The organism is Nonomuraea sp. NPDC050328, from assembly GCF_044459405.1.
Classification (GTDB): domain Bacteria; phylum Actinomycetota; class Actinomycetes; order Streptosporangiales; family Streptosporangiaceae; genus Nonomuraea.
Genome location: NZ_JBITIW010000001.1, coordinates 376,044 through 401,503, shown reverse-complemented (window position 1 = coordinate 401,503; position 25,460 = coordinate 376,044). Strand labels below are relative to the sequence as shown.

Genomic DNA, 25,460 nt, shown 5'->3' with positions numbered 1-25,460 from the left:
GGAGCCCGAGCCCGAACGCGCGTAGCGCGCTGGAACGAAGGACCATGCCGGTGCAGGACGATCTGGGCAATGTCGTGAAAATTCCGGCCAAAGTCCGGCGGGTGGTCTCGCTGGTGCCGTCGCTCACCGAATCGGTGGCGGACACAGGACTGCTGGTCGGGGCAACGGAGTGGTGCACACATCCCGAAGGGCTGGACGTCACCCGGGTGAAAGGGACGAAGAACCCGGACGTGGCGAAGATCGTGGAGCTCCAGCCCGACGTGGTGCTGGCGAACTTCGAGGAGAACCGCGAGCCCGACCTGCAAGAGCTGAGGGAAGCCGGGATCGCGGTGTGGGTGACTCGCATCCGCACGGTGGAGGAGGCGTTCCAGTCCCTCGGCCGGATGTTCACCGAGGCCTGCCGTACCGGAAAACCGGGCTGGCTGGCCGAGGCGGAAGCGGTGTGGGCGGAGGTCAGGCCGGAGCGGCGGCGGACGGCGGTGGTGCCGATCTGGCGCAGGCCGTGGATGGTGGTGGGAAGCGGCACGTTCACCGGTGACGTGCTGCGCCGGCTCGGGGTGGACAACCTGTTCGAGGAGCACGAGGAGCGGTACCCGAAGGTCCCGGTGGCCGAGATCGCGGCGATGCGGCCGGATCTGGTGGTGTTGCCGGACGAGCCGTACTCCTTCACCGCCGACGACGGACCCGAGTGTTTCCCCGGCCTGGACACCGCGCTGGTGAGCGGACGGTTGCTCACCTGGTACGGCCCGTCGCTGGTGCAGGCGCCGGCGACGCTGCGGGCGGCGCTCGGCACCTGAGCGGCACGTCGGACGGAGACGGGTCCACGCATGGCAGCCGGTTAGGCGGGTAGCCAGAGGCGGGTGCGGCTCGAAGACTGGTTCCTGACCGAAGAGGAGCGAGGCAACCCCGCGACCAAGCTGGACGCCTGGTCCACGGGGAATCTGGTACGCCCGCTCATCCACGGCGCGACCTACTTCAAGGAGCTGAAAGCCTGCATAGACGCCCTGGAGAAGGACGACCTGCTGCTGTTCTCCGACTGGCGAGGCGACCCCGACGAGCGGCTGACCGACGACGGGCCGGGCGTGGCCAAGGTCATGGCCGAGGCGTCGGAGCGCGGCGCGCTGGTACGGGGCCTGATCTGGCGCTCGCATCTGGACAAGCTGCGCTTCTCCGCCGAGGAGAACCGGCATCTGGGTGAGGAGCTGGAGGAGCACGGCGGCCAGGCTCTGCTGGACACGCGGGTGAGGCCGGGCGGCTCCCACCACCAGAAGTTCCTGATCATCAGGCACGATCGCCGCCCCGAGGACGACATCGCCTTCGTCGGCGGCATCGACCTGTGCCACAGCCGGCGCGACGACGCCGAGCACCACGGGGATCCGCAGGCCGCGCCGATGCCGAAGGTGTACGGCGAGCGTCCGCCCTGGCACGACGTGCAGGTGGCGATCAGGGGCCCGGCGGTGGCCGAGGTGGAGAAGGTGTTCTGCGAGCGCTGGGAGGACCCGGCGCCGGAGACCCGCCAGCCGATCAGGCGGCTGCGTGACCACCTGGCCCGCATGGACGACGTGCCGCCGCTGCCGAAGCCCGGGCCGCCGCCCGAGCCGGTGGGGACGCATGCCGTCCAGTTGCTGAGGACTTATCCCGCCAAACACCCGCCTTACCCCTTCGCGCCGGAGGGGGAGCGGAGTGTGGCGCGGGCTTACCACAAGGTGCTGCGGCGTGCCGAGTCGCTGGTCTACCTGGAGGACCAGTACCTGTGGTCGACGGAAGTGATCGAGCCGTTCGCGCGCGCGCTGGAACGGAACCCGGGGCTCAGGATGATCATCGTGGTGCCCCGCTATCCGGACCAGGACGGCTGGCTGGCGGGGATCGCCAGCGAGATCGGCCGGGCCGACGCGCTGGAGCGGCTTCTCAAGGCGGGAGGTGACCGGGTGGCCGTCTACGACCTGGAGAACCGGGCCGGGGTGCCGATCTACGTGCACGCGAAAGTGTGCGTGGTCGACGACACCTGGGCGACGGTGGGGTCGGACAACGTCAACCTGCGTTCGTGGACGCACGACTCGGAGCTGAGTTGTGCGGTGCTGGATCACGACTTCGCCCGAGGGCTGCGGCAGTTGCTGGCGGCCGAGCATCTGGAGGCCGACCGGCCGCCGGAGGAGATGTTCGAGGCGTTCGCCGAGTCGGCGGAGCGGCTGGAGGCGTGGCACCGGGGCGGGCGCAGGGGCGCGAGACCACCCGGACGGCTTCGGCCGCATCCGAAGGTCGAGCTGACGAGGTGGCGGCGGACGGTGGTGCTGCCGCTGTACAAGCTGGCGGTGGACCCCGACGGCCGGCCGCCGCGCCTGCGCCGGGCGGGTGAGTTCTGATGGCAGGACAGCAGACCGCCAAGAACCCGTGGGCCAACCTGGCCGTGGACCTGACCGTCGCCTCGCTCGTGGTCGCGCTGGTCAGCGTGCCGTTCCTGCTGATCGCCGTCCTGGTCAAGGTGACCTTCGAGCCGTTGCACGGCCTGGACCAGACGGTGGCGGCGAACCTGCACGCCTACGCGCTGGCCAATCCGGACCGCACCGAGTTCGTCTGGTGGTGGAGCGAGATCTTCGGCCCCTGGCCGTGGCGCATCGCGGTCCTGCTGCTCGCGGCCTGGGCCGGGTGGCGCGGGGCGACGAGGGTGGCGTTGTGGGCGATCACCACGATCACCGTGGGCGGGCTGCTCGGCCTGCTGCTGAAGATCATCACCGATCGGGCCCGGCCCGAGTTCCCCGACCCCGTGGCGTTCGCGCCGGGGGAGTCGTTCCCCTCCGGGCACGCGTTGAGCGCGACCCTGGGCGCGGGAGTGATCGTCCTGATGCTGCTGCCCTTCATGTCACGGAAGATCAAGATCGTGGCCTGGGCGCTCGCCGCCTTCCTCGCCCTGTCCGTGGCCTACACCCGCATCGCGCTCGGCGTGCACTGGGTGAGTGACGCCGTCGGCGGGGTACTGCTGGGCATCGCCGTCATCGCGGCGACCACGATCGCCTTCGAGCGCTGGCGCCGGGAGCGGGGCCGCCCGCCCGCCGACCCGCACCTCGAAGGTGTCGAACCTGAGATGACCCGGAAGTGAGGCATGGCCACATATTTACGAGAATTCGGCAAGACTCTGCTCGCCCCGCTGATCGCCCTGGCCCTGGTCACCTTCGCTGTGGGCAAGGCCGTGCTCGCCCTGGGGCTGTCCTCCGCGGAGTCGGGCCTGATGCGCGATCTGGCCGCGGCGCGCAACGGCGACCTCAACGCCCTGTCCGACCTGGGCAGCAGCCTGTCGGACACGCCGTACATCGTGGCCGGGACGGCGATCCTGGCGATCGTCTTCCGGCTGGTGTTCAAGCGCTGGCTGGAGTCGCTCTTCCTGATCGCGGCGGTCTGGTCGCAGTCGCTGGTCTTCCTGGCCACGACGCAACTGGTCGGCCGCGACCGGCCGCCGGTCGAGCACCTCGACCCGGCGCCGCCCACGTCGAGCTGGCCCTCGGGCCACGTCAGCGCGGCGGTCTGCTTCTACGCGGGCGTGGCCATCGTGCTGACCCTGCACACGCGCCGCTCGCTGCACGCGCTGTGGTGGGTGCTCGCGGTCGCCGCGACGCTGGCGGTCGCGCTCTCGCGCCTGTACCGGGGCATGCACTTCTTCAGCGACGTGCTGGGCGGTGTCGTGCTGGGCACGGTCTGCCTGGTCGTCGCCACCCGGGCGGTGCTGCTCAGGAGAGAGCGAGCGCGGCGTCGACCGTCTCCGGTGCCAGCACGTGCTCCATCACCATGACGGCGGTGCCGATGATGCCGGCCCGATCGCCCAGCGCGCTGGTGACGATGTTGAGGTTACGGGTGGTGTACGGCAGGCTCCGCCGGTAGACGCTCTCGCGGATGCCGGTCAGGTAGTGCTCGCGCGTCTCGGCCATGTCGCCGGCCAGCACGAGCACGCCGGGGTTGAGCAGGCTGACCGCGGTGGCCAGCACCACGCCGAGGGTCCGGCCGGCTTCCTGGGTGCGCGCGATCGCCTCCGGGTCGCCGGCGTGGACCAGGCGGACCACGTCCCGGCTGGAGTCCAGCCCGAGGTCTCCGGCCAGGGCGTGACCGGAGGCCAGGGAGGCCACGCAGCCGCGTGAGCCGCAGGTGCAGACCCGGTCGTCGGTCTCGCGCAGCCGTACGTGGCCGATGTTGCCCGCGCCCTCGTCGACGCCGCGGTAGATGCGGCCGTCGAGGATGAGGCCGGCGCCGATGCCGGTGGAGACCTTGATCAGCAGCAGCGAGCGCGTCTTGCGGTGCACGGACCACCACTCGCCCAGGGCCATCGCCTTGGCGTCGTTCTCCACCAGGATCGGCACGTCGAACTCGGTGCGCAGGGTGTCGCAGATCGGGTGGTCGTCCCAGCCGGGCATCAGGAAGGACCTGATCACCCGCCCGGAGGTGTGGTCCACCGAGCCGGGCAGGTCGAGACCGATCGCGCACACCCGCGACCGGTCACGGCCGGAACGGTCGAGGAGCCGCTGGAACGCCTGCCGTACCCAAGTCATCACCTGCTCGGGCCCGCGCTCGATGCGCATCTCGGTGAACTCCTCCGCTAAGGGCCGCGCGGCCAGGTCGGTCAGCGCGGCCCTGGCGTGGCTGGCGCCCAGGTCGGCGACGAGCGCCAGGTGGGTGCCCGCGTCCACGTCGAGCACGCTCGGCGGGCGCCCGCCTGCGGAGGAGGCCACTCCCGACTCGTGGATGTACCCGGCCTCGATGAGCCGGTCGACCCGGTCGGTGATGGTCGAGCGGGACAGCCCGCTGTACTCGATGAGCTCCTTGCGCGTACGGCAGGAGCCCTCCCGGATCAACTGGAGGACCTGGCCTGCCGTCAACATCTGAGGGTTATCCCTTCTCTGCTCCCGCGGTCAGCCCCTCGGTCAGGAGCCGCTCGCTGGCGAAGAACACGATCACGATGGGCAGCGTCAGAACCACCGATCCTGCCATGAGAACGGTGGTCGGAATCTCGATACTGCCCGCAAGCTGAGAAAGACCCAGGCTGACCGTCCACCGGTCGCGCCGCTCGACGAGGAAGAGCAGGGCGAACAGGAACTCGTTCCAGGCGATCATGAAGGCGTAGAGCCCGGTCGCCATCAGCGCGGGTTTCGACAGCGGCAGCACCACCCGCCAGATGGTGGAGATGCGCCCGCAGCCGTCGATGGCGGCGGCCTCCTCCACGCTCGGCGGGACGGTCTCGAAGTAGTTGCGCAGCATGTAGACGGTCACCGGCACGGTCTGCGCGATGTAGACCAGGATCAGCCCCGGCAGCGAGCCGCGCAGCCCGATCATCGTGAAGAGCACGAAGAGCGGGATGGCCAGGATGATGGCCGGGAAGAGGTAGACCGCCAGGAAGAGGAAGTGCACCTGGCGGCGGCCGAAGAAGTTCAGCCGGGCCACCGCGTAGGCGCCGGGGATGGAGATCAGCAGGGTCACCGCGACCGAGGCGACCGCGACGATGGCGCTGTTGGCCATGAAGGTGAGGAAGCCCTGCCGGGTCAGCACGTCGTGGTAGGTGGCGAGGGTGAAGCTGCGCGGCAGGAGCGAGCCCGGGTCGAGGATCAGCTCCTGGATGTCGCGGATGGACAACATCACCATGTAGAAGAACGGGAAGGCCGTGGCCAGGAAGAGCACGGCGATGGTCAGCGGCTTCAGCACCCGCAGGACGCCGCGCTCGACGCTATCCCTGCTCATCGGCCCTCCCGAAGAAGCGCAGGTAGATGACGAGGAAGACGACCAGCACCACGGCCAGCACGATGGCCTGCGCGGCGGAGGCGCCGATGTCGTCGCGGGCGGTCAGGAAGTTGTAGACCCGCACGCTGACCACCTCGGTGCCCGCGCCGCCGCCGGTGAGCAGGTACACGTCGTCGAACTTGGTGAAGGTGAAGACGAAGCGCAGCACGCTGAGCAGCGCCACGATCCGCCAGAGCTGCGGCATGATCACGTATCGGAAGCGCTGGGTCGGCGTCGCCCCGTCCACGGTGGCCGCCTCCTCCAGCTCGTGCGGCATCGCCTGCAGCCGGGCCAGGATGAACAGGAAGGCGAACGGGAAGTACCGCCACGCCTCGAAGGCGATCACCGTGAGCAGCGCGACCGGCACCTCCAGCCCGAGGAAGGTGCCCTTGGCCTGGGTGAGGAAGGCGATCGGCTCGTCGAGCCAGCTGTTGACGATGCCGTACTGCGGGTTGAGCATGACCTCCCACAGGAAGGCCACCGCCACCACCGGCGCGACGTAGGGGATGAGGATGGCCGCGCGCACCGCCGTCCGGCCGGGGAACCGGTCGCGCAGGGCGAGCGCGGCGACCAGGCCGATCGCGATCGACAGCGCGGTGCCGGCCACGGTGTAGGCCAGCGTGTTGCCCAGCGCGCCCCAGAAGCCGGGCTCGGCCAGGACGTAGCTGAAGTTCTCCAGGGTGTAGTTGCCGAACAGCCCCGCCTGGCGGATGTTGATCAGCCGGACGTCCTGGAAGGCCAGCATGATCGCCCACAGCAGCGGGAGCACCACCACGACCAGCGTGATGATCAGCGTGGGCGAGATGAGGGCCAGGCCCGCCCGGCCCTCCTGCTCGCGCAGTGTCCGCCCCCGCCGCGGCGGGCGGGGACGGGCGGTGGTGGCGCCGGTCACTGGCGGATCCCGCGCTTGATCGTCTCGACGTCGGTCTTGGCCTGGTCGGCCGCGGCCTGGGCGGTCAGCGAACCTTCGACGATGCCGCTGAGCGCCTTCGGCACCGGGAGCTCGCCCATGGCCGCGCCGACGAGCTTGCCCTGGCCCTGCGGGATGCCCCAGCGGGCGATGGTGTGGGGCGCCTTGCGCAGCGCGTCGAGCACGTCGGCCGGGTAGATCTCCGACAGCGGCTTCTTGCTGTCCACCCCGGCGGGCAGCTTGTCCCACTTGGTGGCGAAGCTGGTGCGGGTCGGGAACTTGCCTTCCGGCGCCATGCCGAGCCAGCGCTCGTAACCCTCGTTCATCATGAACGCCACGAACTTCTGGGCGGCGTCCTTGGAGGCGTCCCGGGTGATCGCCCACGAGACGATCTCGCCGTACTGCGCGGGGGCCGCGCCGTCGGGGCCCTTCAGCGCGGTGACCACGCCGGTGTTCTTGGCCAGCCACTCCTTGTCCGAGCGGCACTCGGCGCACGAGGGCAACGCGTCGTTACGGAGCGAGGCGAGCTCGTCGAGGATGAAGGAGGACCAGATCGTCATCGCGGCCTTGCCGGAGAAGTAGGTCGCGCGGGTGGAGTCGACGTCCTGCTTGCCCTTGACCGAGTACTGCGTGCCGAGCTTGGAGTAGAAGTCGAAGGCCCGCACGCACGCCGGGCTGTTGAGGGCGACGTTCCCGGACTTGTCGACGAGCTCGCAGCCGTTGGCCAGCGCCACGTGCTCGAAGCTCTGCGCGGTGAAGGAGTCCTTGGGCGCCACCGCCAGCGTGATCCCCGCGACGCCGCCGGTGTTGAGCTTGGCCGCCGCCGCCTCCATCGCCTCGTAGGTCTCCGGCGGCTCCAGCCCGGCCTTCTCGAACAGGTCCTTGCGGTAGAGCACGAGCTGGGCCCACGCGTCGCTCGGCACCGCCAGCAGCTTGCCGTCGCTGGTGTTCAGCTCCAGCGCGCGGGCCGAGAAGTCGCCCCGGCCGAGCTGGTCGACGACCTTGCCGGGGGTCTCGGTGTCGAGCAGGTCGTTGGCCTCCAGCTCGCGCACCGCCGACAGCGGCAGGGCCCCGATGACGTCGGGGAGCTTCCCGGCCGCCGCGGCGGCGGTGATGGACTGGCTGAACTGGTCCTCGGCCATGCCGACCAGCTCCACCTTGATGCCGGTCTTCTGGGTGAACTCGTTGACGATCTGCTGCTGGACCGCGATGCGGTCGGCGAGGTTCTCCTCGGTCCAGACGGTGATCTGGCTGGCCTGCGACCCCTCGGGCTCCGCGTCGCCGCCGCACGCCGTGGCCGCGAGGGCCAGGAGTGCGGCGGAGAGGACGGCGGTCACCTTGTACGGCATGGCACGCTCCTCCGGTTGTGCAGACGGGAGCGCCCAGAGAGAGGGACGGGCCCTCCCGAATCAACGGATGAGCCCGGACCTACCCTCTGATGAGCGGCCGCAACGTGTGGTAGGCGATTCCGAGACCGGTTTGCACCCGACTCGTGCTCCCGCTCCACACCGGATCCTCATGTTCCACAGAGACCACACCGTCGTAGCCGCCCTCCTGGAGGGTGTCGATCAGCCGGGTCCAGTCGACGCTGCCCCGGCCGGGCACGCGGTAGCGGAACCAGCCCTTGGAGCCGTCGATCGGGCCGTAGAAGCCGTAACGATCGATCTTTCCGGGCAGTATTTCCGTGTCTTTCGCCTGGACGTGCGAAATATCCGAAATGTACGGCTTCGCTGCGGCGATCGGGTCGATCCCCAGCGCGACCAGATGCGACGGGTCGTAGTTCAGCTTGAGCCCGAGTCCGAACATCCATTCCCACAGTTCGGGGGAGTAGGCGAGGTTTCCCGGATAGCCGTCGGGGTGCCACGACTTCATCGGGCAGTTCTCGATGACGATCTCCACGCCGTGCCGCCGGGCGTACTCGGCCAGCGGGCCGAGGAGGTCGGTGCCGCGCTTGAGGTTCTCCGAGACCGGCAGCGCCGGATCGCGCCCGACGAAGGTCCCGACGGTGGGGCAGCCGAGCGCCGCCGCGGCCTCGACGCAGCGCTTCACATGCTCGTTGACCTGCGGATCGATGAGGTTGTTCTCGTAGTACGCGAGCGACGACAGGGTCAGTCCCGTGTCGTCGAAGATCTTCGCGACACGGGCTTGTTCCGCGTCGTCGAAGGCGTCTGCTCTGATGTGATTTCGGTCATCCGTTGCCGGCCATGCCGCCACTTCCAGGGCCTCGAAACCCTGGTCGACGGCCCACTGCGCGATGTCGGAAAGGTTGCTTTCCGGAAGACACGCGGTGAGGAACCCCAATTTCATTTGTCGCCTCCTATCTAAGCCGTAGACTTACGAGTGCCAATCACGCCACTATCGCATGCCAAGAAGCGTTAAATACTCAACTTTTGATTGATCAAAAAGCGTAAGTGTGGGGAATGCACGTCATCACGATTGAAGAGCCTGGCGTCGTCGGCCTCCGCGTGGAACGGTCCGGTGCGCTTCAGCCGGGCTGCGTGCGGGTCCGCACTCGCTATTCAGGCGTTTCGGCGGGGACAGAACTCACCGCCTACCGGGGCACCAACCCCTACCTCAGCCGGAAGTGGGACACCGAGCGACGGCTGTTCGTCGAAGGCCAGACCCACGCCTACCCGCTGGCCGGGTGGGGCTACCAGGAGGTCGGCGAGGTGGTCGAGGCCGCCCCCGACGTGACCGACCCGCCGGTCGGCAGCCTGGTGTGGGGCGTGTGGGGACATCGGGCCGAGGCGGTGCTGCCCGCCGACCGCCTGGCCGGGCACGTGCTGCCGCCCGGCGTCGACCCGCTCGTCGGGGTCTTCGCCCGCGTCGGCGCGATCGCGCTCAACGCGGTCCACGCCGCCGACATCCACCTGGGCGACCAGCTCGCCATCTTCGGCCAGGGCGTCATCGGCCTGCTCGCCACCCGCCTGGCCCGGCTCAGCGGCGCCCGCGTCATCGCCGCCGAGGGCATCCCCGCCCGGCTGGAGCTGGCCAAGGCCTTCGGCGCGGTCGAGACCTTCGACGTGGCCACCGGAGCCTCGTGCGCGGAGTTCGTCCGCAAGCGGATCACCGGCTGCGACACCGCGATCGAGCTCAGCGGCAACGTGCGCGCCCTGCACGAGGCCATCCGCACCGTACGGCAGGGCGGCCGCGTGGTGGCGGCCGGCTTCTACCAGGGCGACGGGCTCGGCCTGCGGCTCGGCGAGGAGTTCCACCACAACCAGGTGCACCTGGTGTCCAGCCAGATCGGCGGCGTCGCCTCCTGGCTGTCCCACCGCTGGGACGTCGAGCGGCTCCAGCGCACCTTCATGGAGCTGGTCTACCGCGAGGAGGTGGACGTCGCCCGGCTGGTCACCCACGTCCTGCCCGCCACCCAGGCCGCCGAGGCCTACGAACTGCTCGACCATCATGCGGCCGACGTGCTGCAGCTCGTGTTCAGCTTCCCCGACCCCCCGGACGACGACTGCCCAGAAGAGTCCCAACACCAGGAGGTCACGTGAGGCTCGCCGTACAGGAACAACTGCTGCCCGGGCGGACGCTGCAGGAGAAGTTCGCCTTCGCCGTCGACGCCGGCTTCGACGCGATCGAGCTGAGGGGCAAGGGCGACTTCCACTTCGCCAGCCGGCTCACCGAGCTGAAGCGGGCGCTGGCCGACGGGGTGGTCATGCCCACGGTCTGCGTGGACATGCCGCACTTCATCGGCGACTTCGACCCGGCCAAGCGCAAGGACGCGGTGCAGCAACTGCGCTCGCAGCTCAGCGTGATCGGCGAGCTCGGCGGCATGGGCGTGATGACCCCGGCCTCCTGGGGGCAGTTCTCCCGCCGCCTGCCGCCCTTCGAGCCGCCGCGCAGCGCGAGCGAGGACCGCGAGGTGCTGGCCGAGGCGCTGGCGGTGCTGGGCGAGCACGCCCAGCGCAACGGCGTGCTCATCATGCTGGAGCCGCTCAACCGCTACGAGAACCACATGGTCAACACGCTGGCCGAGGCGGTCTCCTACTGCGCGATGGACTCCATCCGGGTGGCCGGCGACACCTACCACATGAACATCGAGGAGGACGACCCCTGCCGCTCGCTGGTGGAGGCCGCGCCGTACCTCGCGCACATGCAGATCAGCGAGTCGAACCGGAACCAGCCCGGCACCGGTCACCTCGACTGGGCCGCGCAGCTCGCCACGCTCGACGCGGTCGGCTACGACGGCTACCTCGCCCTGGAGTGCCGCCTGCGCGGCGAGCCCGAGATCGTCCTTCCCCAGACAGCCTCCTTCATCAGGAAATTCCTATGATCTTGAGAGACGCGGTGCGCGTCCTGGTCGCCAACTGGGACGGCTCCTACACCGTCCCCTCGCGGCGCCTGTACCCCCACCAGTGGAGCTGGGACTCCGCCTTCATCGCCATCGGCAACGCGCGCTGGTCGCCGCGCCGGGCCCGGGTCGAGCTGCTCAGCCTGTTCGGCGCGCAGTGGCGCGACGGCCGGGTGCCGCACATCGTCTTCAACCCGGTCGTGCCCGAGGGCGCCTACTTCCCGGGTCCCGACTTCTGGCAGGTCCGGGCGCCTTCCGGGAGCGCCACCTCGGGGCTGGTGCAGCCGCCGGTGCACGCCCTGGCCGCCTGGCGGGTGCACCAGGCCGCGCCCGACGCCGCCTTCCTGCGCCGCATCTACCCGCGCCTGGTCGCGCAGCAGGAGTTCCTGCGCTCGGCGCGGCGTTCGGCCGACGGCCTCATCTCGATCGTCCACCCCTGGGAGTCGGGGATGGACAACAGCCCGGCCTGGGACCAGCCGCTGGCCGCGGTCGAGGCCGCACCGATCGGCTCGGCCCGCCGCGACCTGGCCCACGTCGACCCGGCCGAACGGCCCACCGACCGCGACTACGAGCGCTACGCCGCGCTCGCCCGCGCCTACCGCGACACCGGTTACCGCCGCGCGGGCGCCTTCGAGGTGGAAGACCCGCTCTTCACCACCGCGTACGGCGTAGCCGAGTCGTGCCTGGCGAGGATCGCCGCCGAGATCGGCGCCAACCCCGCCCCGCACGAGGCGGAGGCCGCCGCGACCACGCGGGCGATGGTCGAGCACCTCTACCACGACGGCCTGTTCCACGCACGCTACGCCGGAACCGGTTGCCTGATCCGCTCGCACAGCGCCGCCGGCCTGGTGCCGCTCATGCTGGCCGACCTGCCCAAGGAGATCGCCGGCGCGCTGATCGGCACCGCGCTCGACCGCTTCGAGGTCAAGGGCGGCCTCATCCCGAGTTACGCGCCGGGGGCGCCGGAGTTCGACGCCGCCCGGTACTGGCGCGGGCCGAGCTGGATCAACCTGACCTGGCTGATCTGGCAGGGCCTGCGCGAGCGCCGTCCCGACCTGGCCGCGCTGGTCGCCGACGGCATGCTGCGCGCGGTCGCCCGGGCGGGCTTCCGCGAGTACTTCGACCCGTTCACCGCCGCCGGGCACGGCTGCCGCGACTTCAGCTGGTCAGCGGCCCTCGTCCTCGACGTCGCGGCTGAGCACGGCCTGGACGGTGTGGCGGCGCCGGGCGGCCAGGTCGAGCAGGAACTCGGGCGCCTGGCCGAAGCCGAGCACGTCGGTGACCACGTGCCGGCGTAGCTCCTCACCCCTGGACCGCAGCAGCTCCAGCGTCTCGGCCGAGAGCCGCTCGCGGTCCCAGGAGTGGGCCAGGCCGCGCGGCACCCGGCCGATCTGCGCGCAGCGGACGGCCAGGCCGTTGTGGTGGAACTCCTCGCCGAGCCGGACCTCGTCCGCGCCGCCGGGGTAGAAGGCCAGGTCGATCACGGTGCCCTGCGGGCGGAGCAGCTTCAGCGCCAGGGCCAGCGCCCTGGCCTGACCGCGGCACTGGAAGACCACGTCGGCGCCCCGGTCGTCCTTGGTGTGCCGCCAGCGCAGCTTGAGCGCGACCAGTTCCTCCTCCGTGACGGTCATGGTGGACAGGCCCAGCGCCCGCGCGACCGCCAGCCGCTCGGCGGTCTCGTCCACGACCACCACCTCGGCCGCGCCCTGCTGGACCGCGAACAGCGCGACCAGCAGGCCGACCACGCCGGCCCCGGTCACCGCGACCCGCCGGCCGCGCACCCCGTCGCCCAGCTCGCGCACGTCGGGCCCGTACAGGTCGTGCGCGGCGTGCAGCAGGCCGTTGGCGCAGATCGGCCCCATGTGCGCGACGTAGATGCCGAGCAGCGGATCGAGGTCGTCGGGCAGCTCGACGAACCGCTCGTCGGCGGCGCTGGCCAGGTGCTCGGTGCGGTGCCCGTAGGTCATGGCGACCAGGGCGCCCTCCTTGACCGCGTCGGTGGCGCTCTCCACCACCCGGCCCACCTGCATGTAGCCGAAACCGCGCACCGGGTACGGCGTCGCCGGCTCACCCGCCCGGAACAGGCCCTGGACCGGGTCCCAGGAGCCGAGCTGGAAGGGGTTGGTGCCCTTGACGAAGGTGAGCTCGGTGCCCGCGGAGATGCCGCTGTAGACCGTCTCGACCCGGAACTGGCCCGGCTCGGCCGGGGGCAGCTCGCGTTCGACCCAGCTGATCACGCCCGGCCCGTCGACGCTCAGCGTCTCAGCCATCGAGCGCCCCCTTTCCGAAACCGTCCAGCGTCACCGGTTCACCCCGCCGGGCCGACTCGGCCACGGCCAGGGCCAGCCGGTGCGTCCGCAACGCCTCCTCGTACGGCACGCGGATGTCGGCGCGCTCGCCGCGCACCGCGTTGACGAACTCCCGGTCCACCGCCTGCTTGGCGGCGCCGGAGTCCTCGCGCACCACTTCGCCGTTGACCACCAGCCGGGTCTCGCCGATCTCCAGGGCGATGCCCTCGGCGTGCACCTCCAGGCCGGCGCGGTGCTTGTGCTCCAGCAGGCAGGTGGTGGCCAGCATCCCCGCCGCCCCGCTCTCGAAGCGCAGCACGGCCGCGGTGGCCCAGTCGACGCCTTCGCGCGCCGCCGGCACCGCGTGCACCATGGCCACCTCGCCGACCAGGACGCGGGCCAGGTCCAGCACGTGGACGGCCTGCTCGACGATCTGGCCGCCGGACAGCTCGGGGTCCAGCCACCAGCCCACCGGGGGCACCTTGTCGAGCCAGTGGCCGAGTGCCAGCCGTACCTCCCGGCCGGCCAGCCGGTCGGCGGCCTCGGCGAGGACGTCGAGGTAGCGCCAGTGGTGCCCGACCGCGGACGGCAGGCCGCGGCGGGCCAGCTCGGCGGCGATCTTCTCGCCGGTGGCCAGGTCAAGCGCCAGTGGCTTTTCCACAAATATCGGCAGATTGCACGACAGGGAGTCAAGTTCGGGGTTACCGTGCGCGAAAGGAGGCACACACACGTAAACCGCATCAAGACCGCCGGCATCCAGCAGGTCGGCATGGCCGCCATAAGTGGGGGCGCCATGTTTCGAGGCCAGAGCCTCGGCCTTGTGGGAATCGGGGTCGGCGATCCCCACGATGCGCACGTCGGGGAAGCCGGAGAGGACGTCTGCGTGGCGGGCGGCGACGTTTCCGGCACCGATGAGGCCGATTCGGGCTTTTTCGAGGGGCATGGTCGGCATATCCCACGCTGGGGGCCAAGCAAACGAGATGTTCTAAATGCGCAGGCTCGGGCAGGGAAAGGCGGCCATACACAGGAGGCTTCATGCAGACAGATTCCCTGGCGCGGGCCAGGCAGTGGCTGGAACCCCACACCAGCCGGGCCGCCGACTGGCCGGTCGAGACGCTGTGCAAGGCCAAGGGCTCCACCACGGTCAGCGTCGTCCTGCCCGCGCGCGATGAGGAACGCACCGTCGGCGAGATCGTCCGTACGATCCGCCGGGACCTCCCCGAGCTGGTGGACGAGGTGCTGGTGGTCGACTCCCGCTCCACCGACGCCACCGCGGCGGTCGCCGCGGCGGCCGGGGCGAAGGTGGTCCACCAGGACGCCGTCCTGCCCGCGCTGCCGCCCATGTCGGGCAAGGGCGAGGCGTTGTGGAAAGGCCTGGCCGCCTCCACCGGCGACCTGGTCGTGTTCATCGACGCCGACCTGCGCAACTTCGAGGCGCACTTCGTCTCGGGCCTGCTCGGCCCGCTGCTCACCGACCCGTCGGTGCACTTCGTGAAGGGCGCCTACGAGCGGCCGCTGCGGGGCCGGCGCGGCGAGGGCGGGCGGGTCACCGAACTGGTGGCCCGGCCGGTGCTCAACCTGTTCTGGCCCGAACTGGCCGGCTTCATCCAGCCGCTGGGCGGGGAGTACGCCGCCCGGCGCGAGGTGCTGGAGCGGATCCCGTTCGTCACCGAGTACGGGGTGGAGATCGGCCTGCTCATCGACCTGCTGGACCTGGTCGGCCTCGACGCGATGGCCCAGGTCGACCTGGGCAGCCGCGAACACGGTCACCAGTCCACCGCCGCGCTGGGCCGCATGTCCGGGCAGATCCTGCTCACCGCCTGGTCGCGGCTGGAACGGGAGGGCCGCATCGTCGCCTCGGAGGCGCCCGCCTCCACGCTGTTGCAGTTCACTCCTTCCGGCAAGGAGCGCCCGGCCGAGGTGTCGGTCGCGGAACGCCCCTCGCTGGCCTCGGTGAGGACGGCCATATGAAGATCCTGATGAACGCCGGGCCGTGGCTGCCCGTGCCGCCCGCCGGATACGGCGGGATCGAGAACATCGTCGCGACCCTGGTCCCGGAGCTCCGGGCCAGAGGGGTCGAGGTCGTGCTGGCCACGGTCGGCGGCAGCACGATCGAGGTGGACGAGGTGCTGCACGTCTTCGACGAGGGGCAGTTCGCCCATCTGCAGAAGCCGTACAACCAGGTGATGGGCCTGGCGCACGCGCACCAGGCCGGCGTGGTGGCCGAACTGCGCCGCCGCGACGACATCGACCTGGTGCACGACCACCTCGAAGTGGTCGGCCCGGCGGTGCTGTCGGCGCTCGGCACCCACCGGGCGCTGCACACCCTGCACTGGGACCTGCACAAGCACCCCGACCTCTACGGGAACTGGCCGCGCGGCATCGCCGTCAACGGCGTCTCGCGCTCGCAGCTCGCGCGGGCGCCGCAGTCGCTGCAACGGGCCTCGCTGGGCGCGATCTACCTGGCCACCCCGCTCGCGGGAACGGTCCCGCCGATGGAGCGCAACGACCACCTGATCGTCATGGGCCGGGTCTGCGGGCTCAAGGGCCAGCACATCGCCGCCCGGCTCTGCCAGAAGCTGGGGCTCGGCCTGGTGCTGGCCGGGCCGGTGAGCGGGCTCAACGACGCCGCCGAGCTGGAGCAGGTGCTGGGCGACCCCGAGCATCCGCTGCACGGCCATCCGGACGTCCGCTACCACGCCGAGGAGGTGGCCCGCTATCTCGACGGCGACCTGGTGCGCTGGGTGGGCGGCGTCGCCGGCGAGGAACGCGACCGGCTGTACGGCTCGGCCCGCGCCGCGCTCTTCCCCATCCAGTGGGACGAGCCCGGCGGCACCGCGGTCGTCGAGGCGATGGCTCTGGGCGTGCCGCCGATCGGCCTGCGCCGCGGCTGCCTGCCCGAGCTGATCGACCACGGCCGGACCGGCTTCCTGGCCGACACCGAGGAGGAACTGGCCGAACTGGTGCTCCGGGCCGACGAGATCGACCCGGAGGAGTGCCGCCGCGAGGCCCGGGCCCGCTTCTCGCCCGGCGTGATGGCCGAGCACTACCTGGAGCTCTACGAGCGGCTCATCGGCCAGGCCCGGCCGCGCAGGAGCGGCCAGGAGTGAGCGCTCAGGTGTAACCACGCGGCAGCACGGCCACCGGGCAGACCGAGGCCCGCACCACCTTGGTCGCCGCCTCGCCGAGGAAGACCCGGTGGGCCTGGGCGTCCTCGCTGGCCGCGCAGACGAGGATCTCGCCCGGGAGCCAGTCGAGTGACTTCATCGCGGCGGGCACGTCGAAGCCCTCGGCGAGCTCCGCCTCGGCCTCGACGCCGGCGCTCTCCCAGGCCAGCCGTACGGCCAGGGCGAGGTCGTCGCGGAGCGGGCCGGGCTCGCCGGTGCGCAGGTCGAGGGTGACCAGCCGGAGCGGGACGCCCAGGCGCAGGGCCGCCTGGGCGACCCGCTCGACGGCCTCGTCGGCCTGGGGCCGGCGCACGTACATCAGGGTCAGCCGCTCGGGCTCACCGGGCGGCTCGTACCCCTCCGGGGCGAGCATGACCGCCTCCGGCGACAGGTGCAGCAGGTGGTCGGCGACGCTGCCGACGGTGATGCGCCCCTTCTGCCCGCCCGCCGCCGAGCCGATCACGATCAGGTCGGCCTTGATCCGGCTGGCCAGCACCGCCAGGCCGCGGCCGGTGCCGCGGCTCTCGAAGGTCAGGTACTCCGCCGGGACGTCGCCGAGCAGTTCGGCGGCGTGGGCGACGTTGGCCTGCGCCTCGACCGCCAGCCCGGGGCTGCCCGGCGGATAGATCGAGGCCACCGTGAGCTCGCCGCCGGTGACCAGCACGATCGCCGCGGCGAGGGCGAGGGCTTGCCGTCCCTCGGGGGTGTCGGCGTACCCGACGACGATGTGCGATCCGATCACAAACGCCTCCGTACCCCATCTGACCAGGGAATATTCGAAAAGAATCGGTGGTTTTCACTATACGGAGGCGTTAGACGTTGAAGATCACACTTGACACTCAGATCCCCGGTTCCCACGGTCTGACCACCCTTCGTGAGGCGGTCACCAACCTACGCACCCGCGACCTGGCGTGCCACGTCGACCCCGAGGTGCTCGACATCAAGCTCGCCCACTTCGCGCAGTGCGTCGAGTACGGCTTCACGCCGCTGCGCAGCGAGATCATGGCCGCGTACTACGTGGCCAGCCGCGACGAGGCCGAGGCGGCCTTCGAGCGCGGCCTCATCACCGAGAGCGAGCTCTGGCAGCGCCGGGCGGACGTGTCCCGCCTCGTCCTCGGCGCCTAGCCCGCCCGGCCGCCCGGCGGCGGACCGCATAGGCGGCCCGCCCGGCGGGCATGGACACGGCCATGCGTGTCCTCACCCTCAATCTCTACAGTCACCACGCGTCCTGGCCCGAGCGCCGCAAGGTGCTCACCGACGGGCTGGCCGACCTCAACCCCGATCTGGTGGCCTTCCAGGAGTCCTTCGTCGAGGACGACCTGCTCCCGCCCGGCTACCACTACTTCCACCAGAGCGCGCGCGAGAACGGCGTGGGCTGCACCATCGCCAGCCGCTGGCCGCTCGGCGCCCCGCACGAGCTGGAGTTACCCGAGGCCGAGCCGGGCGAGTTCGCCGGCTGGGCCGGGCTCGTCGAGGTCCAGGGGCCCGAGCCGCTCTACTTCGTCAACCACAAGCCGTCCTTCCGGCTGGCCGATGAGTGGCGCCGCGAGCGCCAGGCGGTGGCCACCGCGCGGCTGGTCGAGCGGGTCGCCGGTGACGCCCCGGTCGTGCTGGCCGGCGACTTCGACGCCGTCCCCGACTCGGCCGCCCTGCGCTTCTGGCGCGGGCTGCAGTCGCTGGACGGCATGAGCGTGGCCTACCGCGACACCTGGGAGTGGATCCGCGGCGCCGCGCCCGGCCACACCTTCACCCCGGTCAACCCGCTGGTCGTGCGCGGCAACTGGCCGCTGGAGCGCGGCCGGCGCATCGACTACGTGTTCGTGCGCTGCACCGGCAACGGGCCGTCGCTGCGCATCAAGGCCTGCCGCCGGGTGTTCACCGAGCCGGTCGGCGGCATCTGGGCCAGCGACCACTTCGGGGTGGTGGCCGACCTGCTCCCGCTCAGCTCCACGTGAAGCGCTCCAGGAAGCCCCGCTCGCCGCGGGCGTACTCGTCGAACGCCTGCCGTACCGCGTCGAGGTCGGCGACCTCGGTACGGCGCAGCAGCCCCTCCTTGTACTCAAGCTCGTACCCGGGCGAGACCTGCAGGAAGTGGCTGCCGAAGACGACCAGCGCGGTGAACGGGTTGCCGGCCGACAGCGTGCCGAGCACGTCGTGGACGAGGCCCAGGTCGGGATCGGCCACGATCATGCCGTCCCCGGTGTGCAACTGGAGCTCCGGGTAGACGCCGCGCGGGGCGAGGTTGTGCACGAGGTCGCGTTGCGGGTCGTAGCAGACCAGCCCCGCCGAGCGCGCCTCGGCGAAGACCCGGTTGGAGATCTCGTCCATCTCCTCCGGCTCCATGGCGACGAGCACCGCGTCCGGGTAGGTGGTCGCGTGCTCGGGAAAGGCCTTGGCCAGCGCGAGCAGGCCGGGATCGGCCGGCTCGCCGGGGGTTCCGGCGAGGATGGTCCGGTAGGCGATCCTGGCCCGCTCGCGCGGGATCGGCTCTGCTTCGCGCCAGACGGTCAACTCAACGCTCATCGGCACATTGTTACAGGTCACGCGGGGGGTTTGTCGGATTCGGGAACCAGCTCGACCGTGCAGAAGGCGCATCGCCTGGCTTCCACGGGGATGTCGCTGCGACACTCCGGGCACTTCTTCTCGGTGGCCTCCTTGTTCCGGTCGAACAGCGAGACCAGCCGGGTCATCGGCATGACGATGAGCCAGTAGACGACCGCCGCGATGATCAGGAAGGTGATCAGGTGGTTGAGGAAGTCGCCGTACTTGAAGACGCTGCCGTTGACGGTGAAGGAGTACTGCGAGAAGTCCGGCTGGCGCCCGCCGGTGATCGCCCCGATCAGCGGCGTCACCAGGTCCCTGACCAGCGCCTGGACCAGCCCGCTGAAAGTCGCGCCGATGATGACCGCGATGGCCAGCTCGACGATGTTGCCGCGTAACAGGAATTTCTTGAAACCGCCCATGAGCATGCCTGATTGCCTCCAGCGGGATGGTCAAACCCGCGGTCGTGCGTAAACATGGGGCTGAGTGGCAAGGGAGCTCTGCATGATGGAGATCTGGCCGGGAGACCCCTACCCTCTCGGCGCCACGTATGACGGAGCGGGCACGAACTTCGCCCTTTACACCGAGGCGGCCGATCGGGTCGAGCTTTGCCTGTTCGACGAGCACGGGCAGGAGACCAAGGTCACGCTGACCGAGTGCGAGGGGTTCGTCTGGCACGGATACCTGCCGGGCGTCGGCGCGGGCCAGCGGTACGGCTACCGCGTCCACGGCCCCTACGACCCGGCGCGCGGCGTGCGCTGCAACCCGGCCAAGCTGCTGCTCGACCCCTACGCCAAGGCGATCGAGGGCGGGGTCGACTGGAACGAGGCGGTGTACGGCTACCGCTTCGGCGAGCCCGACAGCCGCAACGACGCCGACTCGGCGCCGTACGTGCCGCGCTCGATCGTGATCAATCCCTTCTTCGGCTGGGGCCACGACCGGCCGCCGGCCACGCCGTACCACGACACGGTGATCTACGAGGCGCACGTGCGCGGCCTGACCATCCAGCACCCGAAGATCCCCGAGCACATGCGCGGCACCTATGCCGCCCTGGGCCACCCGGAGATCGTCGAGCACCTGACCAAGCTGGGCGTCACCGCGCTGGAGCTGATGCCGGTGCACCAGTTCGTCACCGACCACCACCTGGAGCAGAAGGGGCTGAGCAACTACTGGGGCTACAACTCCCTCGGCTTCTTCGCCCCGCACAACCGCTACTCCAGCCAGGGGCAGCGCGGCGGCCAGGTGCTGGAGTTCAAGGCGATGGTCCGCAACCTGCACGAGGCCAACATCGAGGTCATCCTCGACGTGGTCTACAACCACACCGCCGAGGGCAACCACCTGGGGCCCACGCTGAGCTGGCGCGGCATCGACAACCAGAACTACTACCGGCTGGTCGACGACGACCCGCGCTACTACATGGACACCACAGGGACCGGCAACAGCCTGTTCATGCGCAGCCCGCACGCGCTGCAGATGATCATGGACTCGCTGCGGTACTGGGTGACCGAGATGCACGTCGACGGCTTCCGCTTCGACCTGGCCTCCACCCTGGCCCGCGAGCTGCACGCGGTCGACCGGCTGAGCGCCTTCTTCGACCTCGTCCAGCAGGACCCGGTGCTGTCGCAGGTCAAGCTGATCGCCGAGCCGTGGGACGTCGGCCCGGGCGGCTACCAGGTGGGCAACTTCCCCTCCCGGTGGACCGAGTGGAACGGCCGCTACCGCGACACCATCCGCGACCTGTGGCGCGGCGAGCCGCAGACGCTGCCGGAGTTCGCCTCCCGGCTGACCGGCTCCAGCGACCTCTACCAGGACGACAGCCGCCGCCCCGCCGCCTCGATCAACTTCGTCACCTGCCACGACGGCTTCACCCTCACCGACCTGGTCTCCTACGACCACAAGCACAACGAGGCCAACGGCGAGGACAACCGCGACGGCGCCGACGACAACCGCTCCTGGAACTGCGGCGAGGAAGGCCCCGCGGGCCCGGCCATCGAGGCCCTGCGCGAGCAGCAGAAGCGCAACCTGCTGGCCACGCTCTTCCTGTCGCAGGGCGTGCCCATGCTCAGCCACGGCGACGAGCTCAACCGCACCCAGGGCGGCAACAACAACGCCTACTGCCAGGACAACGAGATCAGCTGGGTGGACTGGTCCGACGTCCGGGACAACTGGCTGCTCATGGAGTTCACCCAGCGCCTGGCCAAGCTCCGCCGCGAGCACCCGGTCTTCCGCCGCCGCCGCTTCTTCTACGGCCGGCCGGTGCGGGGACTCAACGACATCGCCTGGCTGACGCCGGAGGGCGACCCCATGACCGACGCCGACTGGAACGTCGGATACGCGCGCTCGCTGGCGGTCTTCCTCAACGGCGAGGCCATCACCGAGCCCGACCGGCGAGGGCGGCGCATCATCGACGACTCCTTCCTGCTGCTGTTCAACGCCCACCACGACACGATCACCTTCACCGTGCCCAAGGACTACGGGGAGCTCTGGCTGACCGAGATCGACACGGCCATGCCGTACAGCGTGGAGTCGCGGATCTGCCGCGCGGGCGAGGGAGTGCCGGTCAACGGGCGCTCGCTGCGGGTGCTGCGTCGTGTCTAGGCCGCCGATCTCGACCTACCGGGTGCAGCTCACGCCCGACTTCGGCTTCGCCCAGGTCGCCGAGCTGGCGCCCTACCTGCGCGATCTCGGGGTGAGTCACGTCTACCTGTCGCCGGTGCTCCAGGCCACGCCCGGCTCGCGGCACGGCTACGACGTCACCGACCATTCACGGGTGCGGGAGGAGTTCGGCGGGCTCAAGGGGCTGCGCGAGCTGGCCGAGACGCTGGCGGCGCACGACCTGGCGATCGTGCTGGACATCGTGCCGAACCACATGACCGTGCCGGTGCCCGAGTCGGGCAACGCGGCGCTGTGGTCGGTGCTGCGGGACGGGCCGGCCTCGCCGTACGCGAGCTGGTTCGACATCGACTGGAACGGCGGGAAGGTGGCGATGCCCGTGCTGGGCGACGCCACCGAGCCGCGGGTGGACGGCCCGGTGCTGCGCTACCACGACCACGAGTTCCCGCACCCGGGCCACTACCGGCTGGTCGACTGGCGGCAGGGGCCGGGCTACCGGCGCTTCTTCGACGTCTCCTCGCTGATCGGGCTGCGGGTGGAGGACCCGGCGGTCTTCCTGGCCACGCACGAGGTGATCCTCTGGCTGGTCGACGAGGGGCTGGTCGAGGGGCTGCGGGTGGACCACCCCGACGGCCTGGCCGACCCGGCGGGCTATCTGGCGCGGCTGCGGCGGCGCACCGGCGGCCTCTGGACGGTCGTGGAGAAGATCCTGGTCGGCGAGGAGCGGCTGCCCGGCGACTGGGCCTGCGACGGGACGACCGGCTACGAGGTGCTCAACCGCATCACGCGGCTGTTCGTGGACCCGGCCGGCGAGCGGCCCCTGGTCGAGCTCTTCCACGAGCTGACGGGCTGGCCGGACGGCTGCCGCGACACGATGATCCGCGCGAAACGCGAGGTCGTCGAGCTGTTCTTCCAGTCGGAGGTCTCGCGGCTGGCCCGCGCCGCCGGCGCCGACCCGGCCGCGGTCGCCGAGCTCCTGGTCGCCATGCCGGTCTACCGCACCTACGTGGTGCCCGGCCACGGGCCGCCGCCCGAGGCGGTCGAGATCGTCCGGCGGGCCGCCGCGACCTGCTCGCCCGCCGTCCGGCCCTTCGTCGAACAGGTCCTGTACGGCGACGCCGAGACGATCACCCGCTTCCAGCAGACCACCGGCCCGGTGATGGCCAAGGGCGTCGAGGACACCGCGCTCTACCGCTGGTTCCCGCTGGCCTGCCTCAACGAGGTGGGCGGCGAGCCCGACCACTTCGCCCTCGACCCGGCCACCTTCCACGCCTTCTGCGGCGAGCTGCCGCCGCACACCATGACCACCCTGTCCACGCACGACACCAAACGCTCGGAGGACGTGCGCGCCCGGCTCGCGGTCCTGTCGGAGCTGCCGGACGAATGGGCCGAGGCGGTGCGCGGCTGGTCCGCCCAGGTCGGCTCGGGCGACCCGCATCTCGACTACCTCGGCTGGCAGAACCTCATGGCCGCCTGGCCGATCAGCGCAGAACGGCTGGCCGACTACCTGCTCAAGGCGGCCCGCGAGGCCAAGACCCGGACCTCCTGGGTCAAGCCCGACCCGGCCTACGAGGCGGCGCTGCGCGAGTTCGCCGCCCGCGCGGTGGAGCTGCCGGTGGGCGAGTTCACCGCGCGGATCGACGCCCACGCGATGGCCAACTCGCTCGGCCAGAAGCTGGTGCAGCTCATGCTGCCCGGCGTGCCCGACGTCTACCAGGGCAACGAGACCACCGACTTCTCGCTGGTCGATCCGGACAACCGGCGGCCGGTCGGCTATCCGCGGACGCCGGCGGGGGAGTGGGACGAGGCCAAGCTGCTGCTCACCACCCAGGCGCTGCGGCTGCGCCGCCGCTTCGAGGCGGCTCTGCCGTACACGCCGCTGGCGGCGGAGGGGGCGGCGGCCGAGCACGCGCTGGCCTTCGCCCGCGGCCGGCGCGCGGTCGCGGTCGCCACCCGCCTGCCGGTACGGCTCGCCAGGAACGGCGGCTGGGGCGCGACGAGCCTGCGCCTGCCGCCGGGCACCTGGCACGACCTGCTGACCGGCGGCACGCCGTACACCGGCAAGATCCCTCTGGCCCATCTGCTCCACAGGTATCCGGTCGCACTCCTGGAGAATCATGATCTTTGAGGTCTGGGCGCCACGCGCCACGACGGTCGAGACCGACCTCGGCTCCGGGCGGCGGGCGCTCGGCCCCTCCCGCCCCGGCTGGTGGGCGGTGGAGGCGCCCGAGGCCGGCCACGGCACGGACTACACCTACTGGGTGGACGGCGAGGGGCCCTTCCCCGACCCGCGCTCGCTCCGCCAGCCGGAGGGCATCTTCGGCCCCAGCCGGGTCTACGACCACGGCCGCTTCACCTGGGAGGACCACGACTGGAAGGGGCGCGACCTGCGCGGCTCGGTGATCTACGAGCTGCACATCGGCACCTTCACGCCGGAGGGGACCTTCGCCGCGGCGGCCGGCAAGCTGGCCCACCTGGTGGAGCTCTGCGTGGACTTCGTGGAGATCATGCCGGTCGCGCCGGTGCCGGGCTCGCGCAACTGGGGCTACGACGGCGTCGACCTGTACGCGGTCAACGAGACCTACGGCGGCCCCGACGGGCTGAAGACCTTCGTGGACGCCTGCCACCGCGCGGGCCTGGGCGTGCTCCTCGACGTCGTCTACAACCACCTCGGGCCGTCGGGCAACTTTCTGCACCCGTTCGGCCCCTACCTGACCGGCACCCAGGGCAGCTACTGGGGCGAGGCGGTCAACCTGGACGGCCCCGACTCCGACGAGGTGCGCCGCTACTTCATCGACAACGCGGTGCAGTGGCTGCGCGACTACCACCTCGACGGCCTGCGGCTGGACGCCGTGCACGCGCTGCACGACCGCCGCGCCACGCACTTCCTGACCGAGCTGGCCGGCGAGGTGGACGCGCTGGCCTGCCACCTGGGCCGGCCGCTGACGCTGATCGCCGAGTCGGACCTCAACGACCCGTTCATGGTGGACCCGGCCGGGCACGGCATGACCGCCCAGTGGAACGACGACCTGCACCACGCCATCCACGCGGCGGTCACCGGGGAGAGCCACGGCTACTACGCCGACTTCGCCCGCCCCGAGGCGCTGGTCAAGGCACTGACCAGCGGGTTCGTGCACGACGGCGGCTACTCCAGCTTCCGCGCGCGCTCGCACGGGCGGCCCTTCACCGGCCCGGCCTACCGCCTGGTGGGCAGCGCCCAGAACCACGACCAGATCGGCAACCGGCCGCGCGGCGACCGCATGACGCCCGCCCAGCTCCGGGTGGCGGCCGGGCTGCTGCTGACCTCGCCGTTCACGCCGATGTTGTTCATGGGCGAGGAGTGGGGCGCGAGCACGCCCTTCCTGTTCTTCACCGACCACGTCGAGCCCGCGTTGCGCGAGGGCGAGGGGGAGCGGCGGCGGCGCGAGTTCGTGGGCTTCGGCTACGACTGGGACGCGCCGGAGCCGGGGGACCTGGAGACCTTCGAGCGCTCGAAGCTCGACTGGACCGAGCTCAAGGAGGAGCACCACCGGTCGTTGCTGTGCTGGTACCGCGACCTGATCGCGCTCAGGAAGGCCCTGCCGGAGCTCACCGATCCGCGGCTGGGTCTCGCCCGGGCCGAATTGGGGGAGGGCGGCAAGTGGCTGCGGATCACGCGGGGTCGGATCGGTGTGTGGGTAGATCTTTGTCAGGATTCGATAACACCTCCGCTGCCCGACGGAGCGGTCGTTCTCCTCGATGACAGCGACGTTTCCGCAGGTCCGGAGGGGGATCCCCGCTCGGGTCCCAGCGTGGTGGTCTATCGTCTCGTGGGGTGAGACGGGTTATCTGCGACTTATGTCTAGATATGCTGCGCATGTCGTCATACGCAGGTAAACATGCTT

The 25,460-nt window shown here is 70.8% G+C and carries 23 protein-coding genes and 1 pseudogene; 14 read left to right on the top strand and 10 right to left on the bottom strand.

Annotated features, from left to right (window positions below; genetic code table 11):
* The first annotated feature begins 44 nt into the window (after nucleotides 1-44).
* The 4 genes from ACIBG7_RS01820 (at nucleotide 45) to ACIBG7_RS01805 (ending at nucleotide 3,784) form a co-directional block, all read left to right on the top strand.
* Nucleotides 45-797: a helical backbone metal receptor gene (locus tag ACIBG7_RS01820; protein WP_397334852.1), complete on the top strand. Its 753-nt coding sequence runs from the start codon at nucleotides 45-47 to the stop codon at nucleotides 795-797.
* A gap of 63 nt (nucleotides 798-860) precedes the next feature.
* Nucleotides 861-2,363 (top strand): phospholipase D family protein, encoded by a 1,503-nt coding sequence (locus ACIBG7_RS01815; protein ID WP_357917334.1) that lies wholly within the window; start codon nucleotides 861-863, stop codon nucleotides 2,361-2,363.
* A complete protein-coding gene (locus ACIBG7_RS01810; protein ID WP_357917337.1) occupies nucleotides 2,363-3,097 on the top strand; it encodes a phosphatase PAP2 family protein in 735 nt (244 codons plus the stop codon). Before ACIBG7_RS01815 ends, ACIBG7_RS01810 begins: the two co-directional genes overlap by 1 nt.
* A gap of 3 nt (nucleotides 3,098-3,100) precedes the next feature.
* Nucleotides 3,101-3,784, top strand: a complete 684-nt coding sequence (locus ACIBG7_RS01805) for a phosphatase PAP2 family protein (RefSeq protein ID WP_357917339.1) — start codon at nucleotides 3,101-3,103, stop codon at nucleotides 3,782-3,784.
* On the opposite strand, the gene ACIBG7_RS01800 is transcribed toward ACIBG7_RS01805, so the two are convergent.
* From ACIBG7_RS01800 to ACIBG7_RS01780, 5 genes are all read right to left on the bottom strand, one after another.
* Nucleotides 3,723-4,865, bottom strand: coding sequence for an ROK family transcriptional regulator (locus ACIBG7_RS01800; protein ID WP_357917342.1), 1,143 nt, complete (start codon nucleotides 4,863-4,865; stop codon nucleotides 3,723-3,725). The two genes, ACIBG7_RS01805 and ACIBG7_RS01800, sit on opposite strands and share 62 nt — an antisense overlap.
* A 7-nt stretch (nucleotides 4,866-4,872) precedes the next feature.
* The gene (locus ACIBG7_RS01795; RefSeq protein WP_357917345.1) at nucleotides 4,873-5,718 is read right to left on the bottom strand and encodes a carbohydrate ABC transporter permease; all 846 of its coding nucleotides are present in this window, start codon (nucleotides 5,716-5,718) and stop codon (nucleotides 4,873-4,875) included.
* Nucleotides 5,705-6,649 (bottom strand): sugar ABC transporter permease, encoded by a 945-nt coding sequence (locus ACIBG7_RS01790; RefSeq protein WP_357917348.1) that lies wholly within the window; start codon nucleotides 6,647-6,649, stop codon nucleotides 5,705-5,707. Before ACIBG7_RS01790 ends, ACIBG7_RS01795 begins: the two co-directional genes overlap by 14 nt.
* A complete protein-coding gene (locus ACIBG7_RS01785; RefSeq protein WP_397334850.1) occupies nucleotides 6,646-8,016 on the bottom strand; it encodes an ABC transporter substrate-binding protein in 1,371 nt (456 codons plus the stop codon). The genes ACIBG7_RS01790 and ACIBG7_RS01785 overlap by 4 nt, the downstream gene beginning before the upstream one ends.
* Nucleotides 8,017-8,095: 79 nt before the next feature.
* A complete protein-coding gene (locus tag ACIBG7_RS01780; protein WP_357917354.1) occupies nucleotides 8,096-8,974 on the bottom strand; it encodes a sugar phosphate isomerase/epimerase family protein in 879 nt (292 codons plus the stop codon).
* 191 nt (nucleotides 8,975-9,165) lie between these two features.
* On the opposite strand from ACIBG7_RS01780, the gene ACIBG7_RS01775 reads away from it, so the two are divergent.
* From ACIBG7_RS01775 to ACIBG7_RS01765, 3 genes and pseudogenes are all read left to right on the top strand, one after another.
* On the top strand, nucleotides 9,166-10,167 hold the full coding sequence (locus ACIBG7_RS01775) for a zinc-binding alcohol dehydrogenase (RefSeq protein WP_397334849.1): 1,002 nt from the start codon (nucleotides 9,166-9,168) through the stop codon (nucleotides 10,165-10,167).
* A complete protein-coding gene (locus tag ACIBG7_RS01770) occupies nucleotides 10,164-10,949 on the top strand; it encodes a sugar phosphate isomerase/epimerase family protein (RefSeq protein ID WP_357917360.1) in 786 nt (261 codons plus the stop codon). The genes ACIBG7_RS01775 and ACIBG7_RS01770 overlap by 4 nt, the downstream gene beginning before the upstream one ends.
* Nucleotides 10,946-12,124, top strand: a pseudogene (locus ACIBG7_RS01765) (MGH1-like glycoside hydrolase domain-containing protein); the annotation flags it as partial. The gene ACIBG7_RS01770 and the pseudogene ACIBG7_RS01765, both read left to right, overlap by 4 nt.
* 9 nt (nucleotides 12,125-12,133) lie before the next feature.
* Here ACIBG7_RS01765 and ACIBG7_RS01760 read toward each other — a convergent pair.
* Together ACIBG7_RS01760 and ACIBG7_RS01755 are read right to left on the bottom strand one after the other, a co-directional pair.
* Nucleotides 12,134-13,237, bottom strand: a complete 1,104-nt coding sequence (locus ACIBG7_RS01760) for a zinc-binding alcohol dehydrogenase (RefSeq protein WP_357917362.1) — start codon at nucleotides 13,235-13,237, stop codon at nucleotides 12,134-12,136.
* Complete coding sequence (locus ACIBG7_RS01755) at nucleotides 13,230-14,198, bottom strand: Gfo/Idh/MocA family protein (RefSeq protein ID WP_397334848.1); 969 nt, start codon at nucleotides 14,196-14,198, stop codon at nucleotides 13,230-13,232. The genes ACIBG7_RS01760 and ACIBG7_RS01755 overlap by 8 nt, the downstream gene beginning before the upstream one ends.
* A gap of 92 nt (nucleotides 14,199-14,290) precedes the next feature.
* On the opposite strand from ACIBG7_RS01755, the gene ACIBG7_RS01750 reads away from it, so the two are divergent.
* Together ACIBG7_RS01750 and ACIBG7_RS01745 are read left to right on the top strand one after the other, a co-directional pair.
* Nucleotides 14,291-15,226 carry a glucosyl-3-phosphoglycerate synthase gene (locus ACIBG7_RS01750; protein ID WP_397334847.1) on the top strand — a complete coding sequence of 312 codons (936 nt, stop codon included), beginning with the start codon at nucleotides 14,291-14,293 and terminating at the stop codon, nucleotides 15,224-15,226.
* Nucleotides 15,223-16,365, top strand: a complete 1,143-nt coding sequence (locus tag ACIBG7_RS01745; protein WP_397334846.1) for a glycosyltransferase — start codon at nucleotides 15,223-15,225, stop codon at nucleotides 16,363-16,365. Before ACIBG7_RS01750 ends, ACIBG7_RS01745 begins: the two co-directional genes overlap by 4 nt.
* Before the next feature lie 4 nt (nucleotides 16,366-16,369).
* Here ACIBG7_RS01745 and ACIBG7_RS01740 read toward each other — a convergent pair whose 3' ends face one another.
* Nucleotides 16,370-17,164 carry a universal stress protein gene (locus ACIBG7_RS01740; protein ID WP_357917373.1) on the bottom strand — a complete coding sequence of 265 codons (795 nt, stop codon included), beginning with the start codon at nucleotides 17,162-17,164 and terminating at the stop codon, nucleotides 16,370-16,372.
* Nucleotides 17,165-17,241: 77 nt separating this feature from the next.
* On the opposite strand from ACIBG7_RS01740, the gene ACIBG7_RS01735 reads away from it, so the two are divergent.
* Both ACIBG7_RS01735 and ACIBG7_RS01730 read left to right on the top strand, forming a co-directional pair.
* Nucleotides 17,242-17,547, top strand: coding sequence for a hypothetical protein (locus ACIBG7_RS01735; RefSeq protein ID WP_357917376.1), 306 nt, complete (start codon nucleotides 17,242-17,244; stop codon nucleotides 17,545-17,547).
* A 62-nt stretch (nucleotides 17,548-17,609) separates the two neighbouring features.
* Nucleotides 17,610-18,377 carry an endonuclease/exonuclease/phosphatase family protein gene (locus ACIBG7_RS01730; protein ID WP_397334845.1) on the top strand — a complete coding sequence of 256 codons (768 nt, stop codon included), beginning with the start codon at nucleotides 17,610-17,612 and terminating at the stop codon, nucleotides 18,375-18,377.
* Here the strand turns inward: ACIBG7_RS01730 and ACIBG7_RS01725 are convergent.
* Together ACIBG7_RS01725 and mscL are read right to left on the bottom strand one after the other, a co-directional pair.
* On the bottom strand, nucleotides 18,364-18,945 hold the full coding sequence (locus ACIBG7_RS01725; protein ID WP_397334844.1) for a hypothetical protein: 582 nt from the start codon (nucleotides 18,943-18,945) through the stop codon (nucleotides 18,364-18,366). The two genes, ACIBG7_RS01730 and ACIBG7_RS01725, sit on opposite strands and share 14 nt — an antisense overlap.
* 17 nt (nucleotides 18,946-18,962) lie before the next feature.
* Entirely contained in the window at nucleotides 18,963-19,391 is a 429-nt protein-coding gene (mscL, locus tag ACIBG7_RS01720) for a large conductance mechanosensitive channel protein MscL (protein ID WP_397334843.1), read from the bottom strand.
* Nucleotides 19,392-19,467: 76 nt separating this feature from the next.
* Between mscL and glgX the strand changes: the two genes are divergently transcribed.
* Genes glgX through treZ form a run of 3 tightly spaced genes read left to right on the top strand, consistent with a single transcriptional unit; the run spans nucleotide 19,468 to nucleotide 25,394 of the window.
* Nucleotides 19,468-21,561 carry a glycogen debranching protein GlgX gene (gene glgX / locus ACIBG7_RS01715; protein ID WP_357917388.1) on the top strand — a complete coding sequence of 698 codons (2,094 nt, stop codon included), beginning with the start codon at nucleotides 19,468-19,470 and terminating at the stop codon, nucleotides 21,559-21,561.
* On the top strand, nucleotides 21,554-23,704 hold the full coding sequence (gene treY / locus ACIBG7_RS01710) for a malto-oligosyltrehalose synthase (RefSeq protein WP_397334842.1): 2,151 nt from the start codon (nucleotides 21,554-21,556) through the stop codon (nucleotides 23,702-23,704). Before glgX ends, treY begins: the two co-directional genes overlap by 8 nt.
* Nucleotides 23,694-25,394 carry a malto-oligosyltrehalose trehalohydrolase gene (gene treZ / locus ACIBG7_RS01705; RefSeq protein ID WP_397334841.1) on the top strand — a complete coding sequence of 567 codons (1,701 nt, stop codon included), beginning with the start codon at nucleotides 23,694-23,696 and terminating at the stop codon, nucleotides 25,392-25,394. Before treY ends, treZ begins: the two co-directional genes overlap by 11 nt.
* The last annotated feature ends 66 nt before the right edge of the window (nucleotides 25,395-25,460 follow it).